This is a genomic window from Bacillus sp. SD075, from assembly GCF_017355165.1.
In the GTDB taxonomy this organism is placed as follows: Bacteria; Bacillota; Bacilli; order Bacillales; family DSM-1321; genus Peribacillus.
The window spans coordinates 1-21,401 of sequence record NZ_JADILK010000063.1; the positions used below are offsets into that span (position 1 = coordinate 1).

Annotated in this window: 17 protein-coding genes; 12 read left to right on the plus strand and 5 right to left on the minus strand. The window is 40.2% G+C overall.

All coding sequences use genetic code 11. The features are described from left to right. Positions 1-183 precede the first annotated feature (183 nt). Positions 184-1,086, plus strand: coding sequence for an arginase (gene rocF / locus IOC57_RS23555; RefSeq protein ID WP_207440974.1), 903 nt, complete (start codon positions 184-186; stop codon positions 1,084-1,086). 136 nt (positions 1,087-1,222) lie between these two features. Here rocF and IOC57_RS23560 read toward each other — a convergent pair whose 3' ends face one another. Further along, positions 1,223-1,408 carry an aspartyl-phosphate phosphatase Spo0E family protein gene (locus tag IOC57_RS23560; protein ID WP_207440975.1) on the minus strand — a complete coding sequence of 62 codons (186 nt, stop codon included), beginning with the start codon at positions 1,406-1,408 and terminating at the stop codon, positions 1,223-1,225. Between the two features lie 172 nt (positions 1,409-1,580). Here IOC57_RS23560 and sigW point away from each other — a divergent pair, with 172 nt between their 5' ends. From sigW to glmS, 6 genes are all read left to right on the plus strand, one after another. Beyond that, positions 1,581-2,144 (plus strand): RNA polymerase sigma factor SigW, encoded by a 564-nt coding sequence (gene sigW, locus IOC57_RS23565; RefSeq protein ID WP_207440976.1) that lies wholly within the window; start codon positions 1,581-1,583, stop codon positions 2,142-2,144. A 16-nt stretch (positions 2,145-2,160) separates the two neighbouring features. Next, positions 2,161-2,784: an anti-sigma factor family protein gene (locus IOC57_RS23570; protein ID WP_207440977.1), complete on the plus strand. Its 624-nt coding sequence runs from the start codon at positions 2,161-2,163 to the stop codon at positions 2,782-2,784. A gap of 218 nt (positions 2,785-3,002) precedes the next feature. Continuing rightward, entirely contained in the window at positions 3,003-3,827 is an 825-nt protein-coding gene (gene cdaA, locus IOC57_RS23575; RefSeq protein ID WP_034304935.1) for a diadenylate cyclase CdaA, read from the plus strand. Then, positions 3,820-5,178, plus strand: a complete 1,359-nt coding sequence (locus IOC57_RS23580) for a CdaR family protein (protein ID WP_207440978.1) — start codon at positions 3,820-3,822, stop codon at positions 5,176-5,178. Before cdaA ends, IOC57_RS23580 begins: the two co-directional genes overlap by 8 nt. A 55-nt stretch (positions 5,179-5,233) precedes the next feature. Beyond that, positions 5,234-6,583 carry a phosphoglucosamine mutase gene (gene glmM / locus IOC57_RS23585; protein WP_207440979.1) on the plus strand — a complete coding sequence of 450 codons (1,350 nt, stop codon included), beginning with the start codon at positions 5,234-5,236 and terminating at the stop codon, positions 6,581-6,583. Positions 6,584-7,047: 464 nt separating this feature from the next. Next, positions 7,048-8,850 carry a glutamine--fructose-6-phosphate transaminase (isomerizing) gene (gene glmS, locus IOC57_RS23590; RefSeq protein ID WP_207440980.1) on the plus strand — a complete coding sequence of 601 codons (1,803 nt, stop codon included), beginning with the start codon at positions 7,048-7,050 and terminating at the stop codon, positions 8,848-8,850. A gap of 437 nt (positions 8,851-9,287) precedes the next feature. On the opposite strand, the gene IOC57_RS23595 is transcribed toward glmS, so the two are convergent. The 4 genes from IOC57_RS23595 to IOC57_RS23610 all read right to left on the minus strand — a co-directional run bounded on the left by IOC57_RS23595 (position 9,288) and on the right by IOC57_RS23610 (position 14,558). After that, positions 9,288-10,052, minus strand: a complete 765-nt coding sequence (locus tag IOC57_RS23595) for an SDR family NAD(P)-dependent oxidoreductase (RefSeq protein WP_207440981.1) — start codon at positions 10,050-10,052, stop codon at positions 9,288-9,290. 1,031 nt (positions 10,053-11,083) lie between these two features. Next, entirely contained in the window at positions 11,084-12,118 is a 1,035-nt protein-coding gene (locus IOC57_RS23600) for a sensor histidine kinase (protein ID WP_207440982.1), read from the minus strand. Continuing rightward, positions 12,115-12,789 (minus strand): response regulator transcription factor, encoded by a 675-nt coding sequence (locus IOC57_RS23605; RefSeq protein ID WP_207440983.1) that lies wholly within the window; start codon positions 12,787-12,789, stop codon positions 12,115-12,117. The genes IOC57_RS23600 and IOC57_RS23605 overlap by 4 nt, the downstream gene beginning before the upstream one ends. A 23-nt stretch (positions 12,790-12,812) precedes the next feature. Next, a complete protein-coding gene (locus IOC57_RS23610; protein ID WP_396020881.1) occupies positions 12,813-14,558 on the minus strand; it encodes an ABC transporter ATP-binding protein in 1,746 nt (581 codons plus the stop codon). A 426-nt stretch (positions 14,559-14,984) separates the two neighbouring features. Between IOC57_RS23610 and IOC57_RS23615 the strand changes: the two genes are divergently transcribed. The 5 genes from IOC57_RS23615 (at position 14,985) to IOC57_RS23635 (ending at position 21,370) form a co-directional block, all read left to right on the plus strand. Then, complete coding sequence (locus tag IOC57_RS23615) at positions 14,985-16,154, plus strand: ATP-grasp domain-containing protein (protein ID WP_207440985.1); 1,170 nt, start codon at positions 14,985-14,987, stop codon at positions 16,152-16,154. A 13-nt stretch (positions 16,155-16,167) separates the two neighbouring features. After that, positions 16,168-17,862, plus strand: a complete 1,695-nt coding sequence (locus tag IOC57_RS23620; protein WP_207440986.1) for a methyl-accepting chemotaxis protein — start codon at positions 16,168-16,170, stop codon at positions 17,860-17,862. Positions 17,863-18,197: 335 nt separating this feature from the next. Further along, entirely contained in the window at positions 18,198-18,398 is a 201-nt protein-coding gene (locus tag IOC57_RS23625) for a cold-shock protein (RefSeq protein WP_034304915.1), read from the plus strand. A 484-nt stretch (positions 18,399-18,882) separates the two neighbouring features. Further along, the gene (locus tag IOC57_RS23630; protein WP_207440987.1) at positions 18,883-19,254 is read left to right on the plus strand and encodes an ArsR/SmtB family transcription factor; all 372 of its coding nucleotides are present in this window, start codon (positions 18,883-18,885) and stop codon (positions 19,252-19,254) included. Continuing rightward, entirely contained in the window at positions 19,247-21,370 is a 2,124-nt protein-coding gene (locus IOC57_RS23635; RefSeq protein WP_207440988.1) for a heavy metal translocating P-type ATPase, read from the plus strand. Before IOC57_RS23630 ends, IOC57_RS23635 begins: the two co-directional genes overlap by 8 nt. Positions 21,371-21,401 lie beyond the last annotated feature (31 nt).

A 21,401-nucleotide genomic window follows, 5' to 3' on the forward strand; every position in this document is an offset into this window, starting at 1 on the left:
CAACTACATACACCAAAACTTATGTCTTAAACCAAAAATGGTTTAAGACTTTTTTTTTTTAAGGCATAGTTGGGTAAACTAATCGCCAGAAAAATATATGGCAAGTGTGCATTTTTATACATGGAAATGTCGAGTTGAACCAATTGGCAAATACGATATAAAATGGTGGAAAGGGGGAAATGTATGTCTATTCAGAAAATTTCAGTCATCGGATTGCCAATGGACCTTGGTCAAGCAAGGCGAGGGGTGGATATGGGTCCTAGTGCCATCCGCTGCGCAGAGATTGTCGAGCGTCTTGAAAAGTTGAATATAGAAGTAGAGGATTTAGGAGATATAATTGTAGGGCGTCCTGAAAATGCAGATGAGCCTGGGACAAATCTAAAAAACTTACATCTTGTTGCAGAAGGGAACACCCAGTTAGCTGCAAGAGTTGATGAGATAATAGAAGTAGGTTCCTTTCCGCTTGTATTGGGAGGAGACCATTCAATAGCTATAGGTACACTGGCAGGAGTCTCAAAGCATTATGAAAATTTAGGTGTGATTTGGTACGACGCACATGGGGATTTAAATACGGAAGACACTTCACCATCAGGGAATATACACGGAATGCCCCTAGCTGTCAGTATTGGGGTTGGACATCCGGATCTAATCAATATCCATGGTTTTGCTCCAAAAGTGAAACCGGAAAACATCGTTATAATTGGAGCAAGGTCATTGGATGAAGGGGAAAAAGAACTTATACGTGAGAAAGGGATTAAAGTATTCACGATGCATGAGATCGATCGTATGGGAATGACACGGGTCATGGAAGAATGCATTGATTATTTAAGGGAAAGAACGGATGGAGTCCACCTTTCATTGGATTTGGATGGAGTTGATCCAGCGGATGCACCCGGAGTGGGTACACCGGTGATTGGCGGAATAAGTTATCGGGAAAGTCATTTGGCCATGGAAATGCTTGCGGAATCCAATTTGATTACATCCGCTGAATTCGTTGAAGTGAATCCCATTTTAGATGAGCGAAATAAAACGGCGATCGTTGCCGTGGCCCTAATGGGCTCGCTATTTGGGGAAAAGTTATTATAACTAATAATAAAAGAAACAGTAACCGGCTTGTAATGGGTTACTGTTTTTTATATGCTATAAGACGTAGGTTTATTTTCTAGGGTGCATGTAACAGGAACATATCTATAGATAAATGGTTGGAATCGTATTACCATATTCACTTAAGGCAACTACTATCTGTGAGATCTCCATTTTTAGTTAAATGGATGTATTGGATGATTAAGGAATCCAATTTGCTGCTAACTTCAACAACTTCATTATCCACCATCGAAGAACGGGAAGCCAAAAACATCATTTTCTGTCTGTATTGTTCAATATGGTCTAAAATTTGTTCAGCAGTCATATAGAGAATCACTCCCTTGGATTTTACAATTTCTTACTATATAGCCCTGTTTTTTTTTTCTTAAACATAAAATGTAAAACTTTGTTAAAATTAATGTATTAAATTTTTGAAACCTTTTAGCTTACGATTCGTAGTAATCGTATAGCCGCATGAGCGGGGGTAATACCGGAAAATGGATGCACTCATTAAAGAGAGAATTAATCAAGTATTAAAGGGAGACCATAATGCATTTGGGGAAATTGTCGAAATTTACAAGGACAAAGTTTTCCAAATATGTTTCAGGATGCTCGGAAACAGGCAAGAAGCAGAAGATTTGGCACAAGAGGCCTTTGTAAGGGCCTACGTGAATATTCGAAGTTTCAATATTCAAATGAAATTTTCTACATGGTTATATCGGATTGCGACCAATCTTTGTATTGATCGGCTTCGGAAGAAAAAACCGGATTACTATTTAGATGCAGAGGTGGCGGGAACAGAGGGATTGAATATGTATTCCCAAATTGCATCGGATATCGCGAAACCTGAGGAAGAGGTCGAATCTTTAGAACTGCAGGAAACCATTCAAGTGGAAATAATGAAATTGCCCGAGAAATACCGATCGGTAATCGTATTGAAGTATATTGAAGAGTTATCTTTAAAGGAAATCAGTGAGATACTCGATTTGCCGGTCGGTACGGTTAAGACGAGGATACATCGCGGTCGGGAAGCCTTGCGTAAACAACTACGCCATTTATAAAAAGAAGGTGAGAAAAATGAACTGCCATGAGGAAATCATTGAATATATGCATGATTATTTAGATGAGGACATCAAACCGGAGCATAAAGAAGTTTTACGGAAGCACTTGCATAACTGTGCTGAATGCCGGGATTACTTTCATGAAATGAAAAAGGCGGTCGCTCTTGTACAAAGCACTTCCCATATAAAGGCCCCGGATGGCTTCACAGCAAAGGTTATGGCGCAATTACCAAAGGAAACGAAAACAACAGGTGCCAAACGTTGGTTCAAAAGTCATCCCTTCATGACAGCGGCGGCGATGTTCATCATATTGATGACAGGATCTGTTTTTTCCACTTATAATCAGGACGAACATTTTTCAGTATCGAAGCAGCCTAACTTAGTGGTCGAAGGTGAAACCGTGATTGTTCCTGAGGGTGAGACAATCAAGGGAAATGTGGTAGTTCAAAATGGTAATATTCAAATAGATGGTGAAGTAGAGGGAGATGTGACAGTCATAAATGGGCATAAATATATGTCTAAAGCAGGGAATGTGACTGGGAGCATCCATGTTATTGACCAAGCCTTTGAGTGGATGTGGTATAAAGTAAAGGACACTGCAACCTCGTTGGTTCCTGCTAAAGAGGAGAAAGAGGAATAAGGAATGGAAGCTGGGAGGGGCATCGTTTTTCATTTACGGTGACTTCGCTCAGCTTTATTTTTTAAAGGGAAAGGAATCATTTTACACGATACGTTTTTCCTATGTAAAATTCCCACACTAGTTTTTAGATGTATCATTTAAAAAATGGTATACTATTAAGGTTATCGTATAAAAGATTGTAATTGGTATTTGGAGTAATGCTGACTGGAGGAAACAACATGTCTTTAACCAATTTGACTGTTTGGGACTATGTAGTAAATTTCATTGATATTCTCCTTGTATGGTTTGTGATATATAAATTGTTAACTATTATTCGAGGCACGAAGGCTATTCAGCTGCTAAAAGGAATTTTTGTAATTGTCATTGTAAAAAGCTTAAGCAACCTGTTTGGTTTCAATACACTCGGATGGTTAATGGCACAAGTCATGAATTGGGGAGTATTGGCGATTCTCGTCATTTTTCAACCTGAACTGAGAAGGGCACTTGAACAATTAGGACGCGGGAAGCTCTTTGCAAGGGGCACCGTTCCAGAAGAGAATCAGCAAGAGCGTTTAGTCGAAGAAATCCTAAAGGCGTCCACTTATATGGCAAAAAGGCGGATTGGAGCCTTGATTACGATAGAGAAGGGTACGGAGCTGGGGGATTATGTTGAAACGGGGATACCCCTAAAATCCTATATTTCTTCAGAACTGCTCATTAATATCTTCATCCCTAATACGCCGCTCCATGATGGCGCAGTTATTTTACAAAATAACCAGGTGGCGGCTGCAGCTTGCTACTTGCCATTATCAGAAAGTCCATTCATATCAAAAGAGCTTGGCACACGGCATAGGGCAGCCATAGGGATGAGTGAAGTTACGGATAGCCTTACGATTGTCGTTTCAGAAGAAACGGGAGGGATATCCGTCACTAAAAACGGGGAACTATACCGGGATTTGAATCAAGAATCATTTAGGGCCATGCTTACAAGTGAACTGGTAGTGGAAAACATCAAATCAACTTCCTCAAGCATCTTTAACTGGAGGGGGAAAAAGAATGGATAAATTCACGAATAGCGCTTGGTTTATGAGAATCGTAGCTTTTGCCTTGGCAGCACTTTTGTTCATTTCCATTAACTTTGAGATGGAGTCGGATAAAAAATCCCTTGGTTTATCGACAGCCCCTGAAATCAGTACAGAGACCATCGAAAATGTACCGGTTGAAGTGTACTATGACCGTGAGAATCTAGTGGTGAGCGGAGTGCCGGAGACGGTTGATGTTACTCTAAAGGGAGCAAAAAGCCTATTGATCAATGCAAAAAACCAAAGGGACTTTAAAGTGTATGTAGACCTTTCTGATCCTGCTATCTCAATGGGGGACAGGACTGTCACATTTAAAATAAGTGAGTTGAATGAAAAGTTAGTGGCGACGATCGATCCAGAATATGCGGAAGTCAACGTTCAGGAACGGGTGACGAAGGAATTCTCTGTTGAAGCCGAGTATAATAGCTCATTACTTGAAGAGGGATATACCGCTGGTCAGCCAACTGTCAGCCCGAAAACTGTCAAAATAACTGGTGCTAAAGATGCGATTGAACAAATTTCCTATGTAAAGGCAAACCTTGAAATAAGTAAGGGACTTAACGAAACGGTGAACGGCAAGGCAACCGTTAAAGCCCTGGATAGGGACTTGAATAAGCTGGATGTGACGATTGAGCCATCTTCTGTTGCCGTTTCCTTAAAAGTGAGCATTCCTTCGAAGACGGTGTCGATAGCACCGAAGCAAACTGGCAAGGCAAAGGATGGCATCAGGATCACGAGTATAAGTGTCGACCCAAAAGAGGTCACCTTATTTGGGTCGGAAACGAGTCTGGAGAAGATAGATGGAATAAACCTTCCTGTAAATATCTCGAAAATAGATGGTGATACAGAACTGGAACTCGATCTTGATAAACCGGAAAGTGTACAAAAAATGTCTTTAGGTAAGGCAAAGGTCAAGATTCGCACAGAGAAAGTTAATGTAGACGAAGAGAACGCAAAGCCAGTCATAGAAGAGGAAGAACCAGAAACTGAACAAAAACAAGAAGAACAAGTAGTCGAAGAAGAAGCAAAAGAAGATGAACCTGCTGCCATTGAGTCTAAAACTTTCAACAATATACCAATAGTGCCTGTGGGCATACAGGACGACCAAAATGCCGAATTGGAATCCGATGTAACAAGCATCACTTTGCTTGGTGAGACGGATGATTTGAAGAAAATAACTAAAGACGACATTAACCTTACAGTAGATGTGAGTAATTTAGATGAAGGTACGCATGATGTGGATTTGGCGGTAACAGTGCCTGAGGGAGTGGAATGGGAACTGGATTCTAAAACGGTTTCGGTCACCATCACACAAAAGGACGAAGAGACATGATCTTCTTTAACATCATCATTAAATTCAGTAACGATTCGAAGAAGGAGCGATAAAGATGGGTAAATATTTTGGAACAGACGGAGTCAGGGGTATAGCGAATAGCGAATTAACACCGGAGTTGGCATTTAAATTAGGCCGTTTTGGTGGCTACGTTCTTACTAGAAATACAGAAAAACCCAAAGTGCTGATAGGGCGCGATACTCGTATTTCAGGTGAAATGCTGGAAGGTGCGCTTGTTGCCGGTCTTTTATCCATTGGGGCTGAAGTGATGCGCCTGGGTGTCATTTCGACACCGGGAGTTGCCTATTTAACAAAGGCCTTAAGTGCTGAAGCAGGTGTCATGATTTCCGCTTCGCATAATCCTGTAGCCGATAATGGCATTAAATTCTTTGGACCGGATGGATTTAAGTTATCTGATGATCAAGAAGCGGAAATTGAAACACTATTGGATATGGAAAAGGATGAACTCCCACGTCCGGTTGGCGGAGATCTAGGTCATTTGAATGATTATTTCGAAGGAGGGCAAAAGTATCTCCAATACTTGAAACAATCAGTGGATGAAGATTTTACAGGCATTCATGTTGCACTTGATTGTGCACATGGGGCGACATCTGCCTTGGCCATGCATTTGTTTGCAGATCTTGATGCAGACATCTCTACAATGGGGGCATCGCCAAATGGCTTGAACATTAATGATAAGGTTGGTTCTACCCACCCAGAAGCTCTTGCTGAATTCTTAAAAGAAAAAGGTGCGGATGTTGGACTTGCTTTCGATGGTGACGGGGACCGTGTCATTGCGATAGATGAAAAAGGAAATATAGTGGACGGCGACCAAATCATGTATATCTGTGCGAAATACTTGAAAGAAAATAATCGCCTAAAACAGGGAACAGTGGTTTCCACGATCATGAGCAACCTTGGTTTTTATAAAGGTCTTGAAGAGCATGGTATACAAAGCGCCCAGACGGCAGTGGGGGATCGCTACGTGGTCGAGGAGATGCGAAAAGGCGGCTATAACCTTGGGGGCGAACAATCCGGACATATCATCTTCCTGGACTATAACACGACAGGTGATGGTTTATTGACGGGCTTACAGCTTGTGAACATCATGAGTGATACCCAAAAAACCTTATCGGAGCTCGCTGGCGAGATGAAGAAATATCCTCAAACGCTGATCAATGTCAGAGTTACCGATAAACACGCAGTAACCGATAATGAAAAGGTACAGGAAGTCATCAAGGCAGTCGAAGGGGAAATGAACGGAAACGGTCGTATTTTGGTGAGACCTTCAGGTACTGAACCGCTAGTCCGTGTTATGGCTGAAGCACCGACAGCTGAGGAATGCACTAATTATGTAGATCGCATCGTCGCAGTTGTAAGAGCGGAAATGGGTATGAACGAATAACCAATCTATGCATAAAGGGAACGAAATTTCCTTTTATGCATATTTTTATAAAGAAGTTCTTTTTTGCTGGTAAAGGTAATAAAGAATTGACCTATATCCCTTGTTTAAGGTATGATTATCCTGATTTACAACTCATTTTCTGAAAATGGTTGTGTTAAAAAGGAGGGTAGGCAAGGAGAAACGGATTCACAAAAGCGCCTGAACTAAGTCCGGACGAGAAATGGCTTAGTTGACGAGGAGGAGGTTTATCGAATGATCGGCGGATACCTCCCGGCTGAAGTGCACAGCCGCAGTAATTCCAATTTTAAAACAGTAGGGCAACTTACTGCACAAAGGATTGGGAATGCACAATGGGAAAAAATGCTTTAGGGCATTTCCTTTATAAAAATATATATCAGAGATGAGGGGGCAGGGATGCCCCCGTGCATTCCTGTTCCCTCGAATCGGTTGGAGGAACAGAAATTATGTGTGGAATTGTTGGATATATTGGACTTAACGATGCAAAGGAAATTTTATTAAAGGGTCTTGAAAAACTTGAATACCGCGGTTATGACTCTTCAGGGATTGCAGTGAGAAATGAAGCAGGAGTAACTATCTTTAAGGAAAAAGGAAGAATCGCGGACTTACGTGAAGCCGTGGATGAAAATACCATGGCGCATACCGGAATAGGACATACGCGCTGGGCCACCCATGGTGTGCCAAGCCGTGAAAATGCCCATCCACATCAAAGTAATTCAGGTCGATTGACTTTAGTTCATAATGGGGTCATTGAAAACTATGCGATACTAAAACGTGAATATTTAAAGGATGTTGCCTTTAAAAGTGAAACGGATACGGAAGTCATCGTTCAACTCATAGAGAAGTTCGTGAACGAAGGTATGGAAGTGGAAGAGGCGTTCCGTCAAACACTCACCCTTTTAGAAGGTTCATATGCCATCGCCCTATTGGATGCTGAAAATGATGAAACCATCTTAGTCGCAAAAAATAAAAGCCCGTTGCTAATCGGCGTCGGAAAAGACTTTAACGTTGTCGCTTCGGATGCAATGGCCATGTTGCAAGTCACAGATCAATTCCTTGAATTGATGGATAAGGAAATGGTTATCGTGACAAGTGAAAAGGTAACGATCAAGAACCTTTCCGACGAAGAAGTTATGCGTGCTCCATATACTGCTGAACTGGATGCTAGTGATATTGAAAAAGGTACGTATCCTCACTATATGCTCAAGGAAGTCGACGAGCAGCCAGCTGTCATACGTAAAATCATTCAAGCATACCAAAATGAAGAAGGTAAACTTGCAATCGATTATAGCATTACTGAAGCTGTAAGTGAGGCTGACCGTATTTATATCATTGCTTGCGGAACCAGCTATCATGCAGGATTGATTGGTAAGCAATTCATCGAAAAAATGGCGGGAATTCCGGTTGAGGTCCATGTGGCATCAGAATTCACTTACAATATGCCGTTATTATCGAAAAAGCCGTTATTCATCTTCATTTCACAAAGTGGTGAAACGGCAGATAGCCGTGCCGTGTTAGTGTCCATCAAAGAGCTTGGCCATAAAGCCTTGACTATCACGAACGTACCTGGCTCTACATTGTCACGTGAAGCGGATTATACACTCTTGCTGCATGCTGGCCCTGAAATTGCCGTTGCATCAACAAAGGCCTACACAGCTCAAGTGGCAGTCTTGTCCATCTTAGCGAATGTAACTGGCCAATTCCGTAACATGGAGTATGATTTCGACCTTGTCAAAGAGCTTGGAATCGTTGCGACAGCAATGGAGGCCCTTTGTGATTCGAAAGAAGAGATGGAAGACATTGCCCGTGAATATTTGTCCGTTACGAGAAACTGCTTCTTCATTGGCCGTTCCCTTGATTACTATGTTGTTCTTGAAGGCGCCCTTAAGCTGAAGGAAATCTCATACATCCAGGCGGAAGGCTTTGCTGGCGGAGAGCTTAAACATGGAACGATCGCCTTGATTGAAGAAGGCACACCTGTCATAGCCCTTGCTACGCAAGCAAGCGTCAACCTAAGCATCCGTGGTAATGTAAAGGAAGTGGCTGCCAGAGGCGCCAACCCTTGCATCATTGCCATGAAGGGGCTTGAAGAAGAGGATGACCGTTTCGTCATCCCGGAAGTGAATGAACTATTAACACCCCTTATCTCTGTTATCCCGCTGCAGCTCATTGCTTACTATGCAGCCTTGCACCGCGAATGTGACGTGGATAAACCACGTAATCTTGCGAAAAGTGTAACGGTTGAGTAAGCTGGAATGAATGCAATGTATGTTATGTAATATTGAATGAACCCCTTTAGAAAATATTTTCTAAAGGGGTGTTTCTTTATGTCTAAAAGACGAGAAAATCTAAAGCGGGAATCTTTGACATTGGGGTTTCGTAAGTTCTGATATTCCTTTTTAGTGTGGATTTAAAATAAAATCACGATATGTAGATGCGATGTTTGCAAAAAAGTTACGATGCTTTGCCCCATTGGATGTTATCTAAAGGATTGTTTTTATAGTGAAAGGAAAAGTACATCGAATTAAAAGTGGATTAGGGAATTGTTGAGTGACAATAGAGTTGTTCCGTAATCGGGCCAGATTGTTGTATAATCAGAATTATTATTGCTGACAAAAGAAACCCCTATTGTCATTAATCCACAATAGGGTTTCTTATATTAGAGTATAATATTTAGGACAAATTATTAATTTGCCATTACTCCACCATCAACAACCAGTTCTGCACCTGTTACGAATTTAGACTCATCAGATGCTAGGTATAGTGCTGCATAGGCAATATCAATAGGATCACCAAAGTGCCCTAGTGGGATTTTATTTATGTAATATTGTTTAGCTTCTGCAGCAGCAGCATCTTCAAGTTGTGCGGACATTGGTGTCTTAATTTGTCCAGGGAAAATAATATTTGCTCTAATTTTATCTTTACCATAATCTACTGCAATATTCTTTGTTAAACCTACTAAGCCAGCTTTGGCAGCTCCATATCCAGTTCCACCTTGGCCACCTATTAGCCCTCCGATAGAAGAAACTGTTACAATTGAACCTCCACCAGCTTGTATCATTTCAGGAATTGTGTATTTGCTACCTAAGAATGCACCTTTTAAATTAATACCTAAAAGTTTATCCCAATCATCTACGTCGTGTTCATGTGCCTTTGCCTTAAATGGACCTGCAACCCCTGCAGTATTAACTAAAATATTAACTTTGCCATATGTTTCGATTGCTATTTTGACAGCGCTTTTCCATGCTTCGGGAGAAGATATATTTAACTTAACAGCAATAGCATCTCCACCATTTACTTTAATTTCTTCAACCACTTTTTGAAGAGCTTCTTCGTTCATATCAGCTCCAACAACTTTTGCACCTTCTTTAGCAAATAATCGTGCTTGTTCAGCACCCATTCCACTGCCTGCACCAGTAATCATTGCTACTTTTCCTGATAATCTACCCATATAGTATCCATCCCTTTTTTCTATCATTATTTTTTAGTGAAATGTTTCACATACTTATAAAAACGCTTATTTACTTTCATAAAAATAGATGTTCTTGATTAGCTAGATATGCAAAATGTTGAACTGATTTTGGAACTGCTAAAATAACAGATCTTCTAGTATTTTTCCGTTTATTCAAATAATTATTCGTAATATATTTATTAAACAAACGGGCGCAATTGTGGAGCAACACAGGTAGAAAATGATCAAACTTTTATAAAACCGAAACTTAAATCTTATGAAAAAGAATCCATTTTGATCAATCTTTTTTCAAAATGGATTCTTTTTATTTATCGTAAAATATGGGGTTGCGAGGTATTTTTGACCAAACATTATTTTAAAGCAACAATTAGAAAGTGATTATAAATCATTTTTCTGATGAAATTGTGCACGCTGGCTTATGATCACACAAAGCAGTTGGTAAGTATCAAGTAGGGTAATCCGGTTGATTTCCCATTACTTGAGAAAATGATCGAGTTTAATATTTGAGATAAGGCAGCCTGTTCAGCGGAAATAAAAAAGTCGGATTATGAAGGGTGAAATTAATTTTATCAAACTTGAAAACAGACCATCAAATAGTAATAAGAGGCTGGAACATAAGTATTTTAGTCAACGATAAGACCCGAACTATAAGCGGAATTTCCGTCTAATAGTTCGGGTCTTTATTGGTTCTTTTCCATAGATTTTATTGCTTTTTGAATTCTATTTTTAAAAATCCAGTGTTATGGAGCGGAAGACAATCGAGTCCTGCGGGAAATAGAGGAAAGGCTGAGACCCCGCAGGCTTGCCGAGGAGGCTCCGCTTCCTCGGCAAGCGAGTGTCTGCAGCGCAATGAATGGACTTATTCTTACAGCTTGAATGGATGAATAAAACCAAATATACGAAAGCAGCATAACTTAGAATGATCCTTCTTTGAGGATGGTTTATTTAGTTATGTCCCAGCCTCTTTATAACCTATGGATTTAACATTAACCTTAAAATCACAAATTCCTTCACGAAATAGGAAGCAGAATGGTGAAAGTCGTTCCCTTTTGGAGTTCACTTTTCACGGATATGGTACCTTCATGCATCTCAATAATTCTTTTCACGATCGATAGCCCTAAGCCGCTGCCGCTTTTTGTGCGTTCCCTTGCCAGGTCGGCTTTATAGAATCGTTCAAAAATGTGAAACTGATCTTGGTCTGAAATACCGATGCCGGTATCGGATATCGTTATCGATGCTTGATCATCAATCTGTTGTAACCGAATCGTGATCGTTCCATGATGGCGGGTGAATTTGATACTATTGTGTATTAAATTTGTCCATACTTGACTCATTAAATCCTTGTCTGCGAAAATCGAAACCTTTCCCAAGGATATATCCAATTCGAGTTCTTTTTCCAACCACGTAGGTTCACAAGCCAAAATAATGGTACGTATTTGCTGGTCCAGCCGGAAATCTGTCCTTTCAAAAGGATGATGTTCGGATTCAAGGGATGTAAGCTTTAGAAGGTTATCACTTAATTTAGATAATCTCCTGCTCTCAGTCTCAATTATATGAAGATAATGATTTCGTTCTTCGATTGTCAGCTTATTAAATTGAAGAGCTTGGGCAAATCCTACAATGGAGGTAAGGGGCGACTGTATTTCGTGTGAGACGTTAGAGATGAATTCCTGCCGCATTTCTTCCATTTGTTTCAGTTGTTTGGCCATGTGGTTGAAGTGGTTAATGATGTCCGTCATTTCGTTTTTCTTATCCATTTTAAAGTCCAGTTGTACATTATAATCGCCATTGGCAATTTTCCTTAAGGCATCTATGATCTCAAGGTAAATATTTACCCGTTTATTGTGATGGATAGCATGTATGAGATAACCAATGAATATCATGATTGTGATGCTTGTCATGATTGTGGCCAGATACCGAACATAATCAGTTAACCTTAAGGGCAATAGCTGAATGATATAGTACCCGGCCGAAAAGCAAATAGAAATAAACGTAAGAAAAAAAAGCAGGCCAAGTATTTGTTTGAAAAATCGATTGCTTCTCATCTCGTTATCTCCAAACGGTAGCCTAATCCCCAAATCGTTTTAATCCGGAAAGGGAATTCCAATTCTGGAAACCGTTCTCTCACTCTTTTTATATGAACATCGACAGTTCGTTCATCACCTTCATAATCATAACCCCAAATGTCTTCAATAAGATCTTCCCTGGAGAATGTTTTTCCAGGATAGCTTGCCAATTTAAACAACAATTCGAATTCTTTTAATGGAATCGTATATTCCTGTTCTTTGAATGACATTTCATGCGTGTTGCGATTCATCTTTAATTCGCCGATATTTAATGTTTGTGAAATAGTGATTTTATACCGTTTTAATAATGCCCTTATTCTAAGAACCAATTCGATCGGTTCAAACGGCTTTACAAGATAATCATCTGCCCCAAGCCCGAAACCTTTTACTTTCTGTGTTGTTTCCCCTTTTGCAGTCAGCATTAAAATGGGGATATCACTAAATTCCCTTAACTCTTTGCATAATTGCCATCCATCCATGTTAGGCATCATAATATCGATGACCGCCAAATCGATTTTCACTTTCTCCATTATTCCCAATGCTTGCAGTCCATCTGAGGCTTCATATAGATCAAATCCTTCTTTTCTTAGCAACAGGTTTATAAGTTCGCGAATATGTGCATCATCATCGACAATTAATATTTTTGTCATCCTTCTTCTTTCCTTTCGGTGAATTAGGCCAGTTCAAGTTTGTGTAATTGCTGTTCGGCAAATTCGCGATATAATGAGTGCGTATTATATAGCTCCTTATGTGTTCCGCTGCCTGTTATTTTTCCTTTTTCCAGGAAGATGATTTGATCTGAACCAATAACGGTCGATAGGCGGTGGGCAATAACTATTGTCGTTCGGCCTTTCATTAAATCATTTAATGCCTGTTGGACCACTTTTTCTGATTTGCTGTCTAGGCTAGAGGTAGCTTCATCAAGCATTAATATTTTGGGGTTTCTTAAAAATGCACGAGCGATCGCAATTCTTTGTCTTTGGCCGCCTGATAATTTCATGCCCCTTTCACCTACCTCTGTATCATATCCGTTCGGAAGCTCAGTAATGAACTGATCTGCATACGCCATTTTAGCTACTTGATTTAATTCCTTATCTGTTATATCCCGATCGATGCCATAACAAATATTATCTCGAATTGTACCTGATACAATCGGGCTTTCTTGTGAAACGTATCCAATCTGGCTTCTCCATGAAAGCAGAGTGAAATCATTTATGGATTTCCCGCCTATGGATATGGCCCCTTGCTGTGGCTTGTAGAAACGCTCCAATAATGAAAAAAGTGTTGTTTTTCCGCTGCCGCTTGGACCGACAATTGCAGTGACCTTACCGGCTTCAACGTTAAAGCTTATATCTTTAAGTACCTGTTCTCCATTATTGTAACTATAGTTCAGGTGATCCACGCTGATTGATTGACTTATATTTTGAACCGGCTGCTTCGCATCTTCTTCCTCCACTGAATCCAGAATGGAAATGATGCGTTCTGTTGCACCCGTTGCTTTTTGGAATTGTGTAAAGAAACTGGCTAATTGAGCCATTGGCATGATTATTTGGAAAAGATACATGATGAATGCAACTAGAGCTCCAGCTGTCAGGGCTCCTGAAGAAACGCGCATTCCCCCATAACCTAAAATCAGCACGAGTAATGCCATCATGACAAAACTCATCAGCGGCGCAATCAACGCTTGGATTTTTGCCTCTTTTAATCCGAATTGAAATAATTTATGGATTCCTTTTTTTCCATTTTGGTATTCCATGGCTTCTGCATTCGATGCTTTAACAAGACGTATTTCCGTTAGCACCTGCTGGAGGACCGAGGTAAAGCTTGCTGTCTCGTCCTGCATCCCTTTTGAAATTTTATGCATTTTTTTCCCTAGTGGCATTAATATCAAAACAGAGAGTGGAATTGCAGTGAACATCAATAATGTCATTTTCCAATCCAGTACGAATAACACGATCATGGAACCTATGATGGAAATGATTCCTGTAACGAAATTAGAGAGGTGTTCAGAGATTAATCCCTTCACTACAGTTGTATCATTTGTCATTCGGCTGACTGTTTCGCCAGATGGATGTTCATCAAAATAACTCACGGGTAATACGAGTAATTTTTTCCATAGTTGATCGCGGATACCTGCCACTACAGATTGACCGATCCGATTTAATAAATAGATGGAAAATCCACTGGCCAATGCTTGAACAATAATGGCAAGAACGAGAAGTGTGATCCTTTCGGTGCTTAGTGAACTGATGGAAAAATCATTAATTAGATTTTTTGTGAATAAAGGGACCAATAAACCTACACCTGTTGTACCCAGGCTTAATGCTAATGCAATACCTATCATTAGTTTAGAAGGCTTCGTTTGTTGAACTAACCGAATGAACTGGCGCCATCCTTTTTGTTTTTGTTCTTCTGACATATGTAAATACATCCTTTCTTGATCTTTATTACAGGGCAAGTATATAAAGAAGTTATGAATTGAATATGAACTCCTAAGTATTTTTCTAATTAGTTTTTAGTTATTCCACGAAATTACTGTTGAACCTTTTATGAATGATGAAGTTGAAAAACTATGGCTGACACTTCATATAGTGTCGGCCTTTTTTAATGAAGATATAAGAGATTTAAATATTCGATGGTATGTGAAAGGATTTAAAGGCTAGAGCTGGGTGTCTCCATGTCTTCAAATGATTTTCGGATTAGGTGGGATAGGTAAAAAGATATACCGATTTCTTGCTGTTCAATGTATTTTTTTGATAATAAATACCTATATAAGCTAAATACTTACCGGATTTAACCGATTAAATATGGAGATACAAAAAACAGTATAAGTTAGGTGGAAAAAATGATTATTTTGAATGAGTCCATTGTGTCGCCAATTCTCCTAAAGGTGTTAGAGGAACAGCAAATTCCAGTATTGGAACAAGGGCAATGGGGGGACAGATTAACTTCAGAAAAGCTAAACATTCAAAAGGATACAGAATTTTTCAAGGCCATGGAAAACGACCAAAGAATTCTTACAAACTCTGAAAATGGCATAACACTATTAGGTCATTTTCAACCAAATAGCAATGAATACATTTGGTCAAAGCTATTGAAGGATAAGAGTCAGGTGCGAAGTTTGACGAAATCTTTATATCCTGACTTCCATTTCCAAGATATTGATTTATCCATAATAAGTGACCTGGATAAAAATCAAATACCGTTTCCGGTGGTTATCAAACCCAATATTGGCTATTCAAGTGTAGGGGTGCACAAAGTCAAGAATGAGCAGGATTGGGATATAGCCGTGGACCAGCTTAAAGAGGATTTACTTCATTCGGATGGATTATATGATTCAGAAGTGGTCGGTTCCCAGACCGTTTTAATAGAAGAGTGGATTCAGGGAGAAGAGTATGCCATTGATGGTTATTACAATCAAGATGGTGAACCGGTCATTTTGAATGTCTTCAAACGATTATTCAAGGATGATTACGATACTTCCGATCGAATTTATTATACTTCGAAGTTGGCCATTAATGAAATCTATCATGATGCATTAAAGTTCATGAGGAATATCCAAACGGTCCTTCCACTTAGGAATTACCCTGTACACTTTGAAATTCGCAAAAAAGGAAACCAGGTGATACCCATCGAAATCAATCCCCTGCGTTTCGCTGGAGCGGGTACAACAGACCTGGGTTACCATGCCTATGGAATGAATATGTATGAACACTATTTTTCAGGAACGAAGCCCGATTGGAATCGGATATTGGAAGAGATGGACGATCATATATATAGCTTTTTCTTTGCAGAGGTTCCACTGGAAATAAATCTGGAAGATGTTGCACGTATTGACCATGGTGGACTTCGTCATGAATTCGACCATGTTTTGGAATATAGGCAGCTTCCTTTCCAAAATGACCGGAGCATGGCAATCATCTTTTATAGAAGTGAGAATTTGAAAGAAAATCTCCAATTGCTCCATTTGGATTTAATACCATATTTGACTATAAAACACCTGGTTTTCAATTAAGGAGGGCATGGAAATGAGATTTTCAAAGCTGAATCCTAAAAAATCTCTATTGGCAAAACTATTCTTGTTTTATATTATTCCTTTCGTACTTTTCGCAGGGGCCATGGGCCTTTGCTTTTCCTATATTACTAATAAAATGATCAATGAGAATGTCCTTCCGCAATTCGATGATCGCCTTTCTGAAAATGCCCACAGTTTAGCAGCAAGCCTCAATCCCACTTTGATAAACAAAGCTTCGGAACGGGGAGAAGAGATTAAGAGGAAGTTAGATGCCTTTGTTAAAGATAAAAAGGGAATTGAATATGTTTATGTTTTGAAGCGGGAGAACGATGCCGACATGATTGTAGCCTTGAACGGCAGCGAAGAATACATGGTGGAATCCCCTTTCACCCAGGAGCAGGCAAATTCGATAAATGGAAAAGAAGATGTATTAAGTGAAATATATAAAGATAAGTGGGGTACACACAAGTCATACTTTACGCCAATCGAAGGAACGGATGCGATTGTCGGAATCGATATGGATGCAAAATTCATTGGTGAATTGAAAAGCAGAATGATATTCTATAATATCTTATTTCTTGCTAGTGCCATTATATTAGGGGTGCTATGCGCTGTTGTCATCGGGAAAAAGATCTCAGGCCCCGTCAATGAACTTGTTGGTTACACGAATGAAATGGCCAAAGGGGACCTAAGTAAACCGATTCCCGTTGGTAGACAGGATGAGATTGGCGATCTTTCAAATGGATTCGAAGAAATGAGATTAAGTTTGGCCCATATTATCCAGAATGTCCGTGAACACGCTCAAACGATGAATCAAACGACAGTATCCATTCAGCAATCTTTTGAAGAGATGGTGGAATCCTATGGCCAGATAGTGACGGGGACAACGGAAGAAGCAAAAGCTTCAGAAGAGCGTGCCCATCATATTGAACGAATTTCCAATATGGTCAGTGACTTATCGGATACAATCCGTTTAATGAACGAGCAAACGAATGAAATGAATGAATTTACCCTGCATACGAATACACTTGCTGAGCAAGGAAGTAAGCAAGTGCAAGATGTAACGAGCCAGATGGATAAAATCATGGAAAACGGCCAAGCGAATAAAGCCAATTTAGTGAGCCTGGAAGAGGATGTAGTGAAAATAAATGAAGTGATTGGTTTAATAAGGGTGATCGCTTCTCAAACGAACTTGCTATCCCTGAATGCCTCCATTGAAGCGGCACGGGCGGGGGATGCCGGCAGAGGCTTTGCCGTAGTCGCTCAAGAGGTACAAAAATTAGCTGTGCAAACAGATGAATCCATCGATATCATTTCAGAATCCATTATGCGGATTAATGAACAAACAGCCAAAGTCATCCAAAATAATGATGAGAGTTTTCAGGATATATTAAATGGTGTTTCCTTAGTGGAAAACAATGGTGAGATTTTCAATAAGATATTTGAATCCGTAGAGAAATTGCTGAAAGGCACAGAACAATTAGCCACCCATTCGAAAAAAATCAATGAGTCTTCGGATGAAAGTCTGGCATCCATACAGGAAATTGCGGCAATTTCAGAAGAAGGGGTCGCAACAACGGAGCAAATCTCGGCAGCTGCAATTCAACAAAATATCATTATGACTGGATTGAAGGAACAAAATGAAGATTTAGCAAATGAATCGGCGATTTTAGAAGAAATGGCAGAAAAGTTCATTACCCAAAAATGAACTATATAATATCTACAAAAACTTCTGATTAACGTTGTTTTTGAGAGGTTTTTTGTTTGGATGAATGCATGTGAGAATCCATATGAGCCATTTGCTGTAATAGATAGGGTCCCTTGGCTACTGCTTAATTTTTAATCGAATTTAGAGAGTATTAAAAATTGCTGGAAAAAATTTTCCCCAAACCATTTGCAATCGCTACCATTTAATGTTATGCTTAGTCTTAATTATTTTTGTTCGGTACTAAGGATACTAAAAGTACTACTTTTCGTTTTCGATGATGACTTAGAGCAAGGATAGTAATACATTGTGCTTAGATGCACTAGGAGGCAACAACAATGGAACAAGGTAAAGTAAAATGGTTTAACGCAGAAAAAGGTTTTGGATTCATCGAACGCGAAAACGGAGACGACGTATTCGTACATTTCTCAGCTATCCAAAGCGAAGGTTTCAAATCTTTAGACGAAGGCCAAGAAGTTACTTTTGAAGTAGAACAAGGTCAACGCGGACCTCAAGCTTCTAACGTTCAAAAAGCATAATTTCAAAAAAACCAAAAAAGACGGATCCTTTTTATAGGGTCTGTCTTTTTTTTGTTTTTTGAAAATACATAACAAAAAACCCTGCTCAACGATAAGCAGGGTAAATGGTACAAGTAAAGTAAAACGCTTAAAAAGGTTTGACTAAGTATATCATATTTTTTCTAAAATATACTAAATAAAATGTTTTATACGTATCAAGGTATTGATAGGTAATTACTGAAATCGTTGGATTGAAGGGACGTGAAGGAATTTATGTCCCTTTTTTCGCATGAAGATAGGGAAGAGGACGGCATGACCTTTTTGTCGGAAAAATTCCAGATGGCAACTCCGAAGTGAAACAAAAAACGGTGGCCCACATATAAAGACATAAGGGTCCTTTTACAAACTTGGATGAGGAGCTTAAACATTCAAATTTTGATTTGAATATTCAGGGAATTATGCTATATTATAATCAAACGAATATTTGAATGAGAGGTGTGAGAAGATGAAGGAACTTAAAGATATATGTGATGTCCACCTGCATGATGAAGTGAAGGTTAATCGGATTCAGCAGGGAATGGGACTGGTTGATATATCCAGTATATCCAAGCTGTTTAAGGTTATAGGTGATGAAAATAGGGCGAAGATAGCTTATGCGCTCTGTACGGATGAGGAATTGTGTGTGTGTGATCTGGCCAATATCATTGGTGCTTCGATGGCGACAACGTCACATCATCTTCGTACCCTTTATAAACACGCAATCGTAAAATACCGAAAAGAAGGAAAGTTGGCTTTTTATTCTTTGGATGATCACCATATAAAGCAATTAATTCTCATTGCATTAGAACATCAGCAGGAGGTAAGGGTCGATGGCTGATTCCCCATTGAAGACATATCGGATCCAGGGCCTATCATGCACGAATTGTGCGGCGAAGTTTGAGAACAATGTCCGTGAACTAGAGGGTGTGAAGGAGGCCAAAATCAACTTTGGGGCCTCGAAGATTTCGGTACAGGGCAACGCGACTATCGAAGAGATTGAAAAGGCTGGTGCTTTTGATAACCTGAAGATCCGCGGTGAACAGGAACAGGTAAAGCAAAGGGAACCATTATGGAAACAAAAAGAAAATATTAAAGTGGTGTTCTCGGTTATCCTTTTGCTAATCAGCTGGATATTGGATAGCCGATATGCTGATGGAAGCATAATGCCGGTAATTGGTTATGCAGCTGCAATCATAATTGGAGGATATTCATTATTTGTCAATGGATTGAAAAATCTTGTCAGACTTCGCTTTGATATGCACACCCTTATGACGGTTGCCATCATCGGGGCGGCCGTCCTTGGTGAATGGGGCGAGGGGGCGACTGTCGTCATTCTATTTGCGATAAGTGAAGCACTGGAAAAATATTCGATGGATAAGGCCCGTAATTCTATAGAATCATTAATGAACATCGCACCTAAAGAAGCCTTGATCCGTAGGGGGCATCACGAAATGATGGTTTCTGTCGATGAGATTGAAGTGGGCGACATCATGATCGTTAAACCGGGTCAAAAGCTTGCTATGGATGGCAGGATCATGAAAGGGGCCTCGACACTTAATCAAGCGGCCATTACTGGGGAATCCGAGCCGATTTTTAAAACAGTTGAGGGTGAAGTGTTTGCAGGAACCTTAAATGGTGAAGGGCTGCTCGAAGTGGAGGTCACGAAGCGAGTCGAGGATACGGCGATTGCAAAAATTATCCACCTTGTTGAAGAAGCACAGGCCGAAAAGGCCCCTTCCCAAGCCTTCGTGGATAAATTCGCAAAATTCTATACGCCGGCCATTATGATCATTGCCTTGGCTATTGCCGTGTTACCCCCAATTGTGATGAACGGGGATTGGAGTGAATGGATTTATAGGGGGTTGGCCGTACTGGTTGTCGGATGTCCTTGTGCTTTGGTCATTTCTACGCCCATTGCCATTGTGACAGCTATCGGAAATGCTGCGAAACATGGTGTGCTGATTAAAGGCGGGGTCCACTTGGAGGAAGCAGGAGCCTTAAAGGCGATTGCGTTTGACAAAACGGGTACTTTAACAAAGGGTGTACCTGAAGTGACTGATTTCACGGTATTATCTGATGAGTTGAATGAACAGGACGTGCTGGGTATCGCTGCTGCTTTAGAAAGCAGATCACAGCACCCCCTTGCCACGGCCATTCTTCAAAAGGCTGAAAACCACGATGTGGACTATCATTCTTTATTGGTAGAGGATTTTACTGCGATCACCGGTAAAGGTATCAAGGGGAAAATCAATCAAGGAATCTATTACATTGGTAAACCCCACCTTTTTGAAGAAGAAGCAGGGTTTGTTTTCTCTGATGAAGAGCTTAATTTAATCAGCGGCTATCAAAATACAGGGAAAACAGTGATGGTGCTTGGCGATCAAGTTAAGCCCCTGGCACTCATCGCGGTGTCTGATGAAATAAGGGAAAGCAGTAAGGAAGCAATTCGGAAACTGCATGCATTGGGCATTGAAAAAACGATCATGCTGACCGGGGATAATATCGGAACTGCAAAAGCAATTGGAGCGGCAGCTGGCGTTCATGAGATTGAGGCGGAACTATTGCCACAGGATAAATTGACCATCATCAAACGATGGAAACAAAAATATGACCGAGTGGCCATGGTAGGCGATGGTGTCAATGATGCTCCAGCCTTGGCAGCTTCCACGGTAGGGATCGCAATGGGAGGGGCCGGTACGGATACGGCCCTTGAAACAGCCGATATTGCCTTGATGGGTGATGACTTATCTAAGCTGCCTTATACAATCAGTTTAAGCCGCAAAACATTAAAAATCATTAAGCAGAACATCACGTTTTCATTGGTGATTAAAATCCTGGCCTTATTATTGATAGCACCGGGCTGGTTAACACTTTGGATGGCGATTTTTGCCGATATGGGTGCGACGTTACTAGTCACCTTGAATAGTCTTAGGTTATTGAGAATAAAAGAATAGAATAATATGGGCTCCCGGGTGCATCTAAAGG

Bases quoted from the DNA above. Each gene is read 5' to 3' on its own strand.
- rocF (WP_207440974.1), top strand. From the start codon at position 184: ATGTCTATTCAGAAAATTTCAGTCATCGGATTGCCAATGGACCTTGGT.
- IOC57_RS23560 (WP_207440975.1), bottom strand. From the start codon at position 1,408: ATGACTGCTGAACAAATTTTAGACCATATTGAACAATACAGACAGAAA.
- sigW (WP_207440976.1), top strand. From the start codon at position 1,581: ATGGATGCACTCATTAAAGAGAGAATTAATCAAGTATTAAAGGGAGAC.
- IOC57_RS23570 (WP_207440977.1), top strand. From the start codon at position 2,161: ATGAACTGCCATGAGGAAATCATTGAATATATGCATGATTATTTAGAT.
- cdaA (WP_034304935.1), top strand. From the start codon at position 3,003: ATGTCTTTAACCAATTTGACTGTTTGGGACTATGTAGTAAATTTCATT.
- IOC57_RS23580 (WP_207440978.1), top strand. From the start codon at position 3,820: ATGGATAAATTCACGAATAGCGCTTGGTTTATGAGAATCGTAGCTTTT.
- glmM (WP_207440979.1), top strand. From the start codon at position 5,234: ATGGGTAAATATTTTGGAACAGACGGAGTCAGGGGTATAGCGAATAGC.
- glmS (WP_207440980.1), top strand. From the start codon at position 7,048: ATGTGTGGAATTGTTGGATATATTGGACTTAACGATGCAAAGGAAATT.
- IOC57_RS23595 (WP_207440981.1), bottom strand. From the start codon at position 10,052: ATGGGTAGATTATCAGGAAAAGTAGCAATGATTACTGGTGCAGGCAGT.
- IOC57_RS23600 (WP_207440982.1), bottom strand. From the start codon at position 12,118: ATGAGAAGCAATCGATTTTTCAAACAAATACTTGGCCTGCTTTTTTTT.
- IOC57_RS23605 (WP_207440983.1), bottom strand. From the start codon at position 12,789: ATGACAAAAATATTAATTGTCGATGATGATGCACATATTCGCGAACTT.
- IOC57_RS23610 (WP_396020881.1), bottom strand. From the start codon at position 14,558: ATGTCAGAAGAACAAAAACAAAAAGGATGGCGCCAGTTCATTCGGTTA.
- IOC57_RS23615 (WP_207440985.1), top strand. From the start codon at position 14,985: ATGATTATTTTGAATGAGTCCATTGTGTCGCCAATTCTCCTAAAGGTG.
- IOC57_RS23620 (WP_207440986.1), top strand. From the start codon at position 16,168: ATGAGATTTTCAAAGCTGAATCCTAAAAAATCTCTATTGGCAAAACTA.
- IOC57_RS23625 (WP_034304915.1), top strand. From the start codon at position 18,198: ATGGAACAAGGTAAAGTAAAATGGTTTAACGCAGAAAAAGGTTTTGGA.
- IOC57_RS23630 (WP_207440987.1), top strand. From the start codon at position 18,883: ATGAAGGAACTTAAAGATATATGTGATGTCCACCTGCATGATGAAGTG.
- IOC57_RS23635 (WP_207440988.1), top strand. From the start codon at position 19,247: ATGGCTGATTCCCCATTGAAGACATATCGGATCCAGGGCCTATCATGC.